The organism is Daejeonella sp., assembly GCF_037719425.1.
GTDB lineage: Bacteria > Bacteroidota > Bacteroidia > Sphingobacteriales > Sphingobacteriaceae > Daejeonella.
Map to the genome: position 1 here is coordinate 1 of NZ_JBBJNI010000004.1, position 12,525 is coordinate 12,525.

General features: G+C 38.3%; 13 protein-coding genes. 1 reads left to right on the top strand and 12 read right to left on the bottom strand.

What is annotated here, in order from left to right; translation table 11 throughout:
- The 12 genes from WKF69_RS00905 to WKF69_RS00960 all read right to left on the bottom strand — a co-directional run.
- On the bottom strand, window positions 1–1,361 hold a 1,361-nt coding region (locus tag WKF69_RS00905), incomplete at its 3' end, for a SusC/RagA family TonB-linked outer membrane protein (RefSeq protein ID WP_340378698.1).
- Window positions 1,362–1,855: 494 nt separating this feature from the next.
- Window positions 1,856–3,205, bottom strand: coding sequence for a hypothetical protein (locus tag WKF69_RS00910; protein WP_340378700.1), 1,350 nt, complete (start codon window positions 3,203–3,205; stop codon window positions 1,856–1,858).
- Window positions 3,206–3,268: 63 nt separating this feature from the next.
- Complete coding sequence (locus WKF69_RS00915; RefSeq protein WP_340378702.1) at window positions 3,269–3,964, bottom strand: glycosyltransferase family 2 protein; 696 nt, start codon at window positions 3,962–3,964, stop codon at window positions 3,269–3,271.
- The gene (locus tag WKF69_RS00920; protein WP_340378704.1) at window positions 3,957–5,456 is read right to left on the bottom strand and encodes a glycosyltransferase; all 1,500 of its coding nucleotides are present in this window, start codon (window positions 5,454–5,456) and stop codon (window positions 3,957–3,959) included. Before WKF69_RS00920 ends, WKF69_RS00915 begins: the two co-directional genes overlap by 8 nt.
- Before the next feature lie 32 nt (window positions 5,457–5,488).
- A complete protein-coding gene (locus tag WKF69_RS00925) occupies window positions 5,489–6,841 on the bottom strand; it encodes a 4Fe-4S dicluster domain-containing protein (protein WP_340378706.1) in 1,353 nt (450 codons plus the stop codon).
- Between the two features lie 204 nt (window positions 6,842–7,045).
- Window positions 7,046–8,365 (bottom strand): FAD-dependent oxidoreductase, encoded by a 1,320-nt coding sequence (locus WKF69_RS00930; RefSeq protein WP_340378708.1) that lies wholly within the window; start codon window positions 8,363–8,365, stop codon window positions 7,046–7,048.
- Window positions 8,366–8,373: 8 nt separating this feature from the next.
- Window positions 8,374–9,108, bottom strand: coding sequence for a DUF547 domain-containing protein (locus WKF69_RS00935; RefSeq protein WP_340378712.1), 735 nt, complete (start codon window positions 9,106–9,108; stop codon window positions 8,374–8,376).
- Between the two features lie 37 nt (window positions 9,109–9,145).
- A complete protein-coding gene (gene msrA, locus WKF69_RS00940) occupies window positions 9,146–9,799 on the bottom strand; it encodes a peptide-methionine (S)-S-oxide reductase MsrA (protein WP_340378714.1) in 654 nt (217 codons plus the stop codon).
- Window positions 9,800–9,824: 25 nt separating this feature from the next.
- Entirely contained in the window at window positions 9,825–10,337 is a 513-nt protein-coding gene (gene msrB / locus WKF69_RS00945) for a peptide-methionine (R)-S-oxide reductase MsrB (protein ID WP_340378716.1), read from the bottom strand.
- 56 nt (window positions 10,338–10,393) lie between these two features.
- The gene (locus tag WKF69_RS00950) at window positions 10,394–10,816 is read right to left on the bottom strand and encodes a DM13 domain-containing protein (RefSeq protein ID WP_340378718.1); all 423 of its coding nucleotides are present in this window, start codon (window positions 10,814–10,816) and stop codon (window positions 10,394–10,396) included.
- 132 nt (window positions 10,817–10,948) lie between these two features.
- The gene (locus WKF69_RS00955) at window positions 10,949–11,101 is read right to left on the bottom strand and encodes a hypothetical protein (protein WP_340378720.1); all 153 of its coding nucleotides are present in this window, start codon (window positions 11,099–11,101) and stop codon (window positions 10,949–10,951) included.
- Between the two features lie 3 nt (window positions 11,102–11,104).
- Entirely contained in the window at window positions 11,105–11,653 is a 549-nt protein-coding gene (locus WKF69_RS00960) for a hypothetical protein (RefSeq protein ID WP_340378722.1), read from the bottom strand.
- A 380-nt stretch (window positions 11,654–12,033) separates the two neighbouring features.
- On the opposite strand from WKF69_RS00960, the gene WKF69_RS00965 reads away from it, so the two are divergent.
- Window positions 12,034–12,336, top strand: a complete 303-nt coding sequence (locus tag WKF69_RS00965) for an antibiotic biosynthesis monooxygenase (RefSeq protein WP_340378725.1) — start codon at window positions 12,034–12,036, stop codon at window positions 12,334–12,336.
- Window positions 12,337–12,525: the final 189 nt, after the last annotated feature.

A 12,525-nucleotide genomic window follows, 5' to 3' on the forward strand; every position in this document is an offset into this window, starting at 1 on the left:
TTTATAATCTTCCAGTCGCCCTTTATATTTCCTGTTATATAATCATTCTTAGACCTGTCGGTACCACCTCCTTCAGCCAGGAGCAGAGGATTATTACCCTGAGGACCTGCACCGTACGAACCGTCAGAATACTTAGGAACTGTAAAAATGGAGTTCTGCATCATCAGGCGGAATATCTCTGTAATATTCTGGGGCTGAACACTATTCACATACCGATAATTCACATCTCCTGCGACATTTATTTTATTAGAAACTTTCAGATCAGTATTGACCCGGATCTCATTGATTTTTGAGTTGGTATTTGCTATAGTTCCATCCTGGTCCTGGTAGCGAAGACTGAGCCGGCCCTTAAAATTCTCACTTCCCCCGCTTACAGCCAGGGAATGATTAACCTGGGGCGCGGTACGCAGCATCACATTATACCAGTCGAATGGTAATGGAAACTGCTCGCGGTTTCCATTCACATAATCTTGAATCTGTTGCTCAGTGTATTTGGCAGGAGCACCCGCATTTATGTAGTTGAGATTTTGCAGGCGTAGATAGCTCTCAATTTCCATGTGTTCGGGTTTACTCACGGAATTTTGTTCGGCATAAAATGCATTATAAGTAACTGAACCTTTCCCCTCTTTAGCCCGCTTAGAAGTGATCAGAATAACGCCGTTTGCTGCCCGCGATCCATATATAGCGGTAGAAGAAGCATCTTTCAATACTGAAATGGACTCAATATCATCAGGATTTATGTTAGCCAGGGGTTGTTCTATACCATCAACAATAACCAGTGGATTATTACTGCTCAGAGTGGTTATACCCCTTATTCTCATAGTTGTGTTCGAATTACCCGGAGAGCCGCCCTGGTCTAAAATGGTTAATCCTGGCATTTGTCCCTGCAATGCCTGCTGGATGCTTGATACCGGCCGCCTGGTTAGTTCCTCTCCTCTTATGTCACTTACCGCCCCGGTCAGACTCACTTTTTTTTGTGTTCCGTAGCCAACTACGACAACTTCACCTAATGAAGTAGATTGTGCGATCATCACCACATCAATACTACGGCGGTCATTTATGCTAACAATCTGCGTAGTGTATCCTATATAAGTAAAAACCAGTTTTCCATCTGGGGGAGCGATTATATTATAGTTTCCTGAGGCATCGCTGCTCACTCCGTTCGCAGTGCCTTCAACTTTCACTGAAACCCCAACCAAAGACCCCAAAGCATCCGAAACCTTACCCGTGATAGTAGATGTTTGTGCGTACACGCCATTCATGGGCAGCTGCATTAAAAATATGCCGACTACCAGTATTACCCTTAAAAACTGAAGAGGCAGGAAGTATTTAAAACGATCTGAGAATAATTGTTTTTTCATAATTAACTTTTAAGATTTTGAACCTGAGATAAAAAGCCAAAACCGCTGCTAGGACAACTGGTGCCATATGCTGCTTAAGATTTGAACCTGGTAGTTCGAATTGGTTATTTACAAGATGTCATTCCTCTATTCATTAAATATAGGTACCGTAAATAATGCTAATTGTACCATCTTATGCATCAAATGAGTAATCCTAAATTAGAGACGGCGATTATTTTAAAGTCTTAAGGGTTGATCTTTAAATAGTTAGAATATATTTTTAGTGCACCAATTAATAATTCAAAGATATATAGATCGGAATTCAGGAATCGGAAATCTTTGTGAACACATATTCAGAAGTGGTCGCGATGGTGACTAAGCCTTCCCACATGTTTTAAGAATTGACCCAGCCACTCCTTTTGGATGACAAGTACCATTATATTTAAATCCACGTTTTCCTGTATCCTTGGAGAAGAACCCCTTTCAGCCTGGGATTTTTGATGCGAATTTTATCATTATGTATTTTGTTGAGAAGTGTTGCTGAATTTATTATTCTTATTCCGGAATTCCCAGAAAGCAAAACCGGCCAAAATCAAATAGCTAAATGCTATCAACTCCAAATTTTCTTTAACGGGAATTGATTGATAGGCATAATAACTAAATGTTGTAAGATAAGACCAAATAATCGCGTACTTGTACTGCGTGAAAATTGAAACGGCCACCGGTAAGCAAATGTACCAGGGATGAATAGTGGTGGAAAACAAATACCAGGCAGTGATAACAAATAATCCTTTAGTAAAATACGAACGTGAAGAAATGTTTTTTCCCTTGAAGGAAATCATACAAATAATTAATCCGCCTATTAAGATAAGTGCGGGCCCTGCAATGGCAATGATGTTAAAACCCATTGTAACTGTTCCGATATATCTCACTAAATAGTAGATACTTGCATTAAATTCAAAATGCTGGAAAAACAGATTTACACTGTTAAGCATGTGAAGCATTGTATCCCAATCAAATAACGCAGCAAATAACGCGATTGTAATTAACCCGGAGATAGCTGCAAACAGCAACCCTTTGTTCCAACCCAATTTATTAATTATTAAGGGTAGAAACAGAACAGGTACCAGTTTAGTTGCAATGCCCACCCCCAGTGAAACAGCAGAAAGTTGCATGTTATAATTAAGGAGGAATAAAAATGAAAGCAAAACAAAAAAAACCATAACACCTTCAAAATGAACATTGCCGGTAAGTTCTGCTATCACTAAGGGGTTAAGAATATATAACAAAGACAGGTGTTTGGGTAAAGACATTTTTTTTAACAATTGAATAACTAAATAAAAAGTGCCTAATTCTACGATCACAATCATGCACTTCATAAATACAATTGCAGAAAACACATTAACCGGAAATAATTTACCTGTCAGCAAAAACATACCCTGAAGCACTGGAGGATATATAGTATAATAACTTGGTGAATTTAATAGAACGAAAAGTTCTTTTGAAATCCCTGTAACAGCCGGCATTTGCATTATCTCCCGGGGGAGATGGCTAAAAGGATTAATTCCATTTGCGGCTAATCGGCCATCCCAGATAAAACGATAAACATCATCTGAAAGATTAGGCACTGAGAATAGTAACAGAAGGCGAAAAGAAATTCCGGCGATAAACAAATATTTAAAATACCCGGCTGAAAAAAAACGATATAATAAATAATAAGCTGCGAATAAAAAGCTAAACAAGCCAAATACCTGAAAAAAGTTTTCTCTCTGAGTTTGATAGCATAGCCAATAGTAACCGGCAGCGCTGAATGTGATCAGTAAATAAAGAATGAGTTTATTTTTATGCCATAGCGCTTCACTCATAGAGCTTTAATTCGAGACTGTCAGAAATTTCGTCATATAACAGAATTGAAAATTCGGTTGCATTTATCTGTATTTAAAAATAGTAGTAATAATCTTATAGCCTGCCAGCAAAGTACCTTTTACAGTACCGCTTATTTTTGATTTCCCGATTCGCTTGCGATAACTAACAGGCACTTCTACGATCTTCATTTTAAATTTAGCTGCCTTTAATTGCATCTCCACAGTCCATCCGTACGTTGTGTCCTTCATATTTATTTCCATCAGCTTATCAAAGCGAATGGCTCTGAAAGGCCCGAGATCAGTATAGTGAACCTTATAGATCAATTTTAATAGTTTTGTTGCTATGATATTTCCAACTTCTTGTTGAACTGTCATTGATCCCTTTTCTTTTTTTCCTAATTTTCTTGATCCGATCACCAGATCCATACCTGCAGAGATAATCGGTTGTACAAGCTTCGTTATTTCTTCAGGGAAGTCAGAATAATCAGCATCAATAAAAACTACAATATCTGGTAAAGGTTGTAATTCTTTCGCGTATTCAATACCTTTCAGGCACGCAAATCCGTAACCTGGCCTGTGCTCGTGGAGAACTGTTGCACCTGCATTTCGTGCATTTTCATTTGTAGCATCATTTGAATTATTATTTACTACGATAATTTCATTAACCAACCCCGCAGGAATATCTCTTATTACTTTTGCAATTGAATTTTCTTCGTTATATGCAGGAATAATGACTACAATTTTTGATTTTTCACTCATGGAGGGTAGCGAAGGATTTTTGCCGCCATTCTTTAATGCTTAAAATAAATATCATTGAAAAGCCGGTGAGTGCCATCAAAAGTAAAGGCAAGCTTGCATAGTTTTTAAAGCAGATTGATTGTATCACTCCAAATAAAAAATATAAGATCAATACTCCTTCTGTAATATTTAACCAGTTAATTTTTGGTTGAATGTATTTGCCGGTGATTATTTCTTTTGTTTGATCGACAGCATTAAATTTTGGCGTACGAATAAATCCCGATTTAATACCTAAATATCCCTGAATAATCCCAATCGAGTTGTTTAAAGATAGTCCTATGAATAAGGAAACGAAAAGGGGAAACCTTAAAATAAAACCTATAACTTTTTGCATTAAACTGCCGGAAGTATTATTTAAATAAGAAACAAAATAGTGAAGGATGTAAATAAAAAGGCTAATGTAGATAAAGCTTGAAATTTTAAACAACAGGTTATAATCAGGGTAAAATTCTTTTATAAAAAGCAAAGGCACAGAAAGCAACGCATTCGTTATAACACTGATAAAGCCAAAACTGTAAATAAGATGAAAAGCGCCGTTCAACTTAACTGATAGCGAAGCTTTTGAAGCAAACAAAGGCCGCATATGTTTTCTTGCTGTTTCAGCACCACCTTTGGTCCAACGGAATTGTTGCGATTTTAAAGCACTTACAAAAGGCGGTAATTCTGCAGGTGTATTAAAATCTTCGAGATAGATGAATTTCCAACCTTTCATTTGAGCCCGGTAACTTAAATCGAGATCTTCTGTTAGAGTATCCGATTGCCAGTTGCCTGCATCCAATATGGTTTGTTTGCGCCATACACCAGCGGTACCGTTAAAGTTTATAAAATAACCTGCTGCATTTCTGCCCTGCTGCTCTATGCTGAAATGCCCGTCCAGAGCTATGGACTGGAGATTAGTTAAAAGCGAAGTGTCCTTATTAATATGTCCCCACTTAGTTTGTACCATACCAATTTTAGCGTCTTTAAAAAAAGGAATAGTCCGTTTCAGAAAATCTTTTGAGGGAAGGAAATCTGCATCAAACACCGCTAAAAATTCTCCTTTTGCCAGATCAAGACCGTGTTTCAAAGCGCCGCCTTTAAAGCCTTCCCGGTCTTTTCTTTGAATGTGTTGAATTGAAATATTTAGTTGTTGCAGCAAGGTAACTTTATCTGCAATTATACCCGATGTTTCATCTGTGCTGTCATCTAATATTTGAATCTCTAATTTTTCCCTCGGATAATCTATTACTGCAACTGCATCTATTAATCTCTCCACGACAAACAGTTCGTTATAAACCGGAAGTTGAATCGTAACAGAGGGTATAAAATCGCTTGAATAACCGATTTGCGTCTTCTTTTTGAAAGAAATCAGGTAATGATAAATAAGGTGAGCATCAAAAAGAGAATGTATCAGCACAAAAAGGATAGCAAACGAATACAGTACTACAATGATAGTTACAACAACATCCAGCATTCAAACAAATTATATCTAAAGGTATTTATAAATTAACTGTAATAATTTGTATTGCCGATGGTGATAGGTTTGTCATCTACCCTTCCTTCTTCTTCACCGTTTTCCAATTTTAATACCCCTCTGGGGCAAACGGAGGCACAGATACCGCAGCCCACACAGGAGGCCCTCACGATATTTTGTCCTTTTTGTGCATATGCCCTAACATCAATCCCCATTTCGCAAAAAGTGGAGCAATTGCCACAGGAAATACATTGACCGCCATTGGTTGTAATTCTAAACTTTGATTTATACCGTTGAAATATTCCAAGAATTGCAGCCATAGGACAACCAAACCTGCACCAAACCCTTGAGCCCATTATGGGATAAAACCCTACACCAATTACACCGGAAAATATAGCCCCAATAAAAAACCCATACCACTGTGCAAATGCTCCTGAAACAGAGCCAAGAGTGCCTCCTTTGTAATAAGAATTTAACCAAAGCAAAATAGTGGTAACTGTAATAAAAACAAGTACACTGTGCACCATCCACCTTTCAATTTTCCATGCCTTTAAGCTTTTATCTGAAAGCTGACGAAAAGGGTCACCGGCAGTTTCTGCTAATCCGCCGCAACCGCATACCCAGGAGCAATACCAACGCTTTCCATATTTATAAGTAAGAAGCGGTGTTGCAATAAATGTCATCATCGCACCCCAAAAAACCATGAACACGCCGAGATTTCCGGAGGACATTAACGACGAAACATCTGAAGGGAAAAGATAACTGTATTTGAGGGGCCAGAAATAAGAAAAATAAAATTCAGGTTCATTTAATTTTTTCAAAATCATGGGGATCAGAAAACCAAAACCTGTTTGAAAAAACATCACAGATACAGTGCGAATCACCTGATAACGGTTGTTCCTGTTCCTTGCAATAAACCGGATACCCATAGTTAATACTGCAAGGGTATAAAACGCACCATACATAAACCACTGGGTTGCCGGCTGGTTGCTTAGTATTTGACTAAGCGGATCGAATGTTCTTATCAGCCCCTCAAACATCCATGAATACCAATAAATGATGATATAAAACCCCGTAAGCACAATGCCCAAAATCCAGGCGATAGTTCCTTTGTTTGTCATGCTTTTAAACATAATGCCGTTGTTGTGAATACCCGCTGAACCATGATAGTATGGCAATGCATAAGCCACTGAACCAAGAGCAAACATGCCAACAATAATGGCAAAAAATAAAGCCGGATATACCCGCCCTGCACCAGCAGCAGCAGCAACCATTGCAAGCACAGCAATGGCTATACAGAGGCCACCTACCTTTTGATAAAAAGATTGTACTCCGCTTTCTTCGGTGAGTGAAAGAGAAGGATTGATTGCAACAGATTGAGCCATAATCTTTGAATAAAAATTTTACTAACCTCAGTTCGATTTATAATAAGTTGAAAGCTTGTTTTTGTTAAAATTTGGGCGTTTTAACACGCTGTCCGCTGTATTTTTTTGACCGAAGAAGCCAAAAAAGATGCCGCTTCCATCGTTAACGCACCTGCTACCTAAAAAAACCAGACTCATTTGTAAATATTAATCGAACTCAGGTTGCTAATTAAAAAGCGACATCCTTTTCTTTTTTCGGTTTATATTTTTGCCGGTATGATGATTATATGCCAAAAGGATATTTTTGTCATGTTTAGTAAAAAATTCAGGATCGAAGTTAAGTTGATGAAGGTTTGCCATCACATCATCAATTTTTCTTTTTTCCTGTAGCCATTTATCACATATTTCATGGCGCAGCCTTATCCCTAAAACATTAATTCCGATAAGAGTTTCATCCTTCTTATCATACACTACGCGGAAACAAATTTTTCCTCCCTGGTGTTCCCAATAAAATGAGCTTTCATTTTCTAAAGGCTTAGCATTCATGGTTCCATAAGTTTGGTATTCTATATCAAAAAATTTGGCTGAGTTGAACCATGGCCCGGGATTATAAGCAGCCTTTTTACCACAAATGGTTTGCGCCAAAGTTTCGCCATGCATCTTTCCCGTGTACCAAACCTGCTCTACAGGCTTTCTGCCAACCGGTGGATTTCTGTGTTGAACGCAATCTCCAATTGCATAAACATCGGGAATATTGGTTTCAAAAAATTCAGTCACCAAAACGCCTCTGTCGGTTTCTATCTCTGTGTTTTTTACTATAGAAATGTTTGGGCTAACACCTACGGTTACACCAACAAATTCACAGGCAATTTCTTCTCCTTTATTGGTGATGAGGGAGATTGCTTTTCGATCGCCTTTTATTTCGTTTAACTCTGTGCCAGTTCTTAAATCAACATGGTGTTCTTTAATATGCCTTGATATCAGTTCTGCTTCCTCCGGCGGTAATATATTGTTCCAGTATGCGTCTTCACGGATCAAAAAGGTAACATGAATGTTTCTTGACAATAACATTTCCGCCATTTCAATACCAATTAAACCGCCGCCTATTATCACGGCACGTTTAATTCCTTTGGTATTCTCATTCATCAATTCCAGATCGGTCATGCCATATAAACTTTGCACGCCGCTTAAATTTATTCCGGGAAAATCTGGCTTGTTAGACACCGACCCTGTAGCTATAACCAGCTTATCATAATTGATTGAAGTGCCTTTTTGCAATAAAATATTTTTTCCTCTTACATCAATTGAAATCACATGATCATTTACCAGTTGTATCCGGTTCTTCTCCCAAAACCAGTCTTCGTAAGGTTTGGTATGTTCATACTTCATGTGCCCCATGTAAATGTACATAAGCGCCGTACGTGAATAAAAATGTTCGGTTTCAGAAGAAATTACCGTGATGTTGTTATTGCTTTGCTTACGAATATTTCTTGCACAGGTGATGCCTGCAATTCCGTTCCCTATGATGACGATGTTTTGAGGCATGTTACTGATTATTTCTGTTCGTTCAGGCTCCAGCTGTAATCCAGGTAACTGATTTTTGTGTTTGAATTTATCTGAGTTTTAGAATATTTATTTATAAAATCGACCAAACTTCCATTCTTAGTGAAATCACCGCCGTACCAGGTAAAATATTTAGATAGTTCAGCCTTGTCTGCCGTGATGCTATTTTTGGCTTTATCATTTAAAAAGTCTTTGCCCGCAGTCTCAAGCTGAGCATTAAGCTTAGCGCCCGCATATGCCTCGTTACGCAATCTTGGGCAAGACATTGCAGCACACACAAGAGCAAAATGTATCCGTGGATCATTAAATTTTTTACGCAATATACTATGTTCAATATTATTAAGATCATATTGTTTTCCCCCGATATTAATAAATTTAATATCCCAGGGTGTATTAACCTTATATATTTTGCCTGCAATATCCTTAATGCTTTTTACCGGATATTTTTGAAGGATTAAAGAAATAGTATATGCATTGTAGGCATTTATCCAAAAAGCTTTTTCGTCATTTTGGCTCCAGTTTTTTTGAGGGGGATTATCGCTGAGTGTTTTTAAATAGGCATCGAATTCAGATTTATCCCTTTTAAAACCTTTGTAATTAACCATGCCCGATGCGTTTACATGTTCTTTAAGCAATTTGTCCCAAGCCTGGTGCGAAGGCACTTTTTGGGCGAACATATTTATTGCCAATAAAAGGTAACTGATTAAAAAAAATATCTTTTTCATTATTAGCATCTGACGTGATTTTTGTGATTACATGTTTTTATAATTTATGATCAGGCTTTATGAGCTCTGGCAATTGTTTCTGAAATCGTTTAATACGTGGTATGCTTTCTCCTCTTACATAAGCAACGTCAGGGTTTTTTTGAATGTAATCCTGATGATATTCCTCCGCCTTCCAGAACTTTTTAAACGATGTAAGCTGTGCTGCTATTGGCTCAGTATATTTTTTTTGAGTTTCAGCAATAGATTTTTCAGCCTGCATTTTTTCCTCCGCTGTTCTGTAAAAAATGATAGAACGATAAGGCGCACCTTTATCGGGACCTTGTCCGTTTACCTGTGTGGGATTCTGCGAAGCAAAGTAAACTTTTAATAACGTGGGGTATGATACAATGGATGAATCATAATAAACCTCCACCGCTTCTGCATGGCCCGTGGCATGTGAGCCAACCTGCTCATAAGTGGGGTTGGGCTCTTTCCCTCCGGAATACCCAGATACAACTTCATGCACTCCTTTAACACTTTCGTACACGCCTTCCAAGCACCAAAAACAGCCCGAAGCAAATGTAGCCTGGCTAAGTTTTGAAAGATCTGCCGCTGATTCCTTTTTCTGTGGCATTTTTTTCACCTGCTGCGTACAGGAAAACAAAGGAATCATCAAAAAGGCGGAAACAAAAATTATTGCTATTTTTTTCATATATCTAAATGTTGCTGGAGTAATTTTATTTTGAAGTAGTTGGGGGTTTGCCGCCTTCCGGAACAAAAATAAGCGCAGCCGAATTCATGCAGTATCGCTTGCCTGTTGGGGCAGGGCCATCATCAAATAAATGACCAAGATGCGATCCGCTTTTACTGTCAACTACTTCACCTCTAACCATTCCGTCACTGTTATCCTGTACAATTTTTACAGCATCCTTACTAATAACATCATAAAAACTTGGCCACCCTGTTTTGGAATCAAACTTTGTTGACGAGCTAAAAACGGGCTGAAGAGATGCTGCAGAGTAATAGGTTCCTTTTTCATAAAAGTGATCATACTTGCCCGTACCGGGACGCTCTGTACCTTTTTTCCTTAAAATATGATATTGGTCAGGCGTTAACTTTTCTTTCCACTCCGCATCTGTTAGTTGCATAGGATAACTCGTTTCCTGCAAAGCCATTCTTTTATTTGTTTGGGGATTGCTGCAGGAAATAACTATAAAAGTTAAAGCCGTACAAAGAATAAATAAGCGCATAATAAATTAATTTAGAGTATATACGAATAATAGGTAAATACAGATGTAACGGGGATTTATTTCATTAATTCAGCACTGCCAAAAAGGTGTTTGAAGCGTTCACAATGTATTAGCACAAATTTATGTTTGGTAAAATCTGGGGTTCCACTTATTTCATAAACCTGATTGCCATTGGTTGATTTTAAATTGCCTAAGGAAATAAACTCTGAAGGAGAAGATGCAGTTGAAAGATACACTTTAAGATCAGGTCCATTACTCGTACTGAAGTTTTCTAATTTGAGCATGTAGATGTTATTGGTCAGATATATCTTCGCCTGGCCACTTACATTTTCTGATCCAACGCCTTTAAAGGTGCCAGCAAATTTCAGAGTACCGTCTACACTTATCATTTCATCTAATTTTACATTAGAAGTTTTATCACAACCATACATGATTGCCATAATGCAAATAAGGGATATAAAAATAGCTTTCACTTTCATTTTATTTTATTTGGTTTTATAATCTATTAGTCGGTGGATTGCAAAAAACCTGACAAAGAAAATTGAGTTATTCGTTTATTTTATTTTTAACAGATTTGAGAAGCCAGAAATGATCGTTTCTTTATGATAACTTCACCCCCTGTTATCATCATTCCCCGCCGCCTTCCTCAACACCTCCATCACCCCCTCCTTCTCCAATATACACATCCCCGTTCTGCTATCAGTAACCCCATCCTTTAATTTAAATGAGAACCTGGGTTTCCATTCATCAAACGTGCTTTCCATATATTAAAAATAGACCCGGGGATTGATCCCAACGTCTGCAGCAAGTTCCGTATGATGGGTGGAGATCAGAAATACGCAGTTCGGAATATTGATCATCGCCCGGATAATCAATAACGACGCTTCGACGGCATCCTTCGGATTGGTTCCTCTGAACAGCTCATCAATAATCACCCGGATTATATTGTTAATACCTTCCCTGACAACATAATAATTGGGTTTAATATTAATCTTGTTCGAAAGATGATCGTAAAGCGCGTCTATAGGGTTATTTCGGAGGAATCTTTTGTTTGTTTTAAGGTAGTGTTCAACAAGGTCAACCTGGCTGTAATTGAGCTCGAGCGCTATTGCATTGTCGCGAAAATGCCTGATCATCTCCAGCCTTTCGTTAAGAGAATCGATATCCGAGAGAGGTTCCCTCATTATTTTCTGAAGCAGATCTCTCCCTCCCAATGTTCTGGTGGACTGAAAGAGCTGGCTGATGCCATCGCCTCCCGATCGCCCGGAAAAGATCTCAAGATCTTTTAACGTGTCGCTGTCAATTTCAAATTCCATATCCAATAAAGATTCCCCTCGAATATAGTAATTCGCCGACTTGGTTTATGAGTTCAACGAAGCGGTCTTAGGCGGAACTACTGTCCGGCCGACGGGGCAAATGTGCGTGTTGTAGTCGGAGACTAACTTACGAAGTCTCTCTCCGACTTCCACGTGACTTCGTCAGTTTAAAATTCACAGAGAGACTGGCGAAGTTTCTTTCCGCTCGTTTATTTAAACTTCGCAAGTCAGCCCTCAACTCCACTCTTGGTTTAAGAGTTCAGCGCAACACTCTTAAATCACCCCAGGAAAAAGAGGACTTTGTATAGCATTCCAACAATCAAATCCTTTTCCATTTATATTATCTTTGATTGGATATACCATTTAATAAGCAGAAGAACATGATTTTAGAGGTCGCCATTCTTAATGTAATCCCTGGCAAGGAAAAACAGTTTGAACTGGATTTTAAGATTGCGGGGCAGTATATCAGCTCCATCGAAGGATATGTAAGACACTCTTTAAGAAAATGTGTAGAGCAGGAAAACAGATATATCCTGTTAGTAGATTGGAAGACAATTGAAGATCATACAATTGGATTTCGGCAGTCAAGCCAATATTTGAAGTGGAAAGAACTTCTTCATCACTACTATGATCCTTTTCCAGTTGTTGAGCATTTTGAAACGATTATAAGTAACGAGAAATAATGGTTAGCAAAATGTTAGATGACTAAGTAAAGGATTATGCCGCCTTGGTTAGAGTTTTCGCCATAGTTTAAGAGTTCATCGAAGCGCTCTTAAATCATAAAAGAGAAAAGAGCACTCCGTCAGCCGCCCTCCTCGCTTCCCTCCTTTCGTCCTACCGTGTACCCACAACTCCGCTGATCAAAACCAATA

Bases quoted from the DNA above. Each gene is read 5' to 3' on its own strand.
- WKF69_RS00910 (WP_340378700.1), bottom strand. From the start codon at position 3,205: ATGAGTGAAGCGCTATGGCATAAAAATAAACTCATTCTTTATTTACTG.
- WKF69_RS00915 (WP_340378702.1), bottom strand. From the start codon at position 3,964: ATGAGTGAAAAATCAAAAATTGTAGTCATTATTCCTGCATATAACGAA.
- WKF69_RS00920 (WP_340378704.1), bottom strand. From the start codon at position 5,456: ATGCTGGATGTTGTTGTAACTATCATTGTAGTACTGTATTCGTTTGCT.
- WKF69_RS00925 (WP_340378706.1), bottom strand. From the start codon at position 6,841: ATGGCTCAATCTGTTGCAATCAATCCTTCTCTTTCACTCACCGAAGAA.
- WKF69_RS00930 (WP_340378708.1), bottom strand. From the start codon at position 8,365: ATGCCTCAAAACATCGTCATCATAGGGAACGGAATTGCAGGCATCACC.
- WKF69_RS00935 (WP_340378712.1), bottom strand. From the start codon at position 9,108: ATGAAAAAGATATTTTTTTTAATCAGTTACCTTTTATTGGCAATAAAT.
- msrA (WP_340378714.1), bottom strand. From the start codon at position 9,799: ATGAAAAAAATAGCAATAATTTTTGTTTCCGCCTTTTTGATGATTCCT.
- msrB (WP_340378716.1), bottom strand. From the start codon at position 10,337: ATGCGCTTATTTATTCTTTGTACGGCTTTAACTTTTATAGTTATTTCC.
- WKF69_RS00950 (WP_340378718.1), bottom strand. From the start codon at position 10,816: ATGAAAGTGAAAGCTATTTTTATATCCCTTATTTGCATTATGGCAATC.
- WKF69_RS00955 (WP_340378720.1), bottom strand. From the start codon at position 11,101: ATGGAAAGCACGTTTGATGAATGGAAACCCAGGTTCTCATTTAAATTA.
- WKF69_RS00960 (WP_340378722.1), bottom strand. From the start codon at position 11,653: ATGGAATTTGAAATTGACAGCGACACGTTAAAAGATCTTGAGATCTTT.
- WKF69_RS00965 (WP_340378725.1), top strand. From the start codon at position 12,034: ATGATTTTAGAGGTCGCCATTCTTAATGTAATCCCTGGCAAGGAAAAA.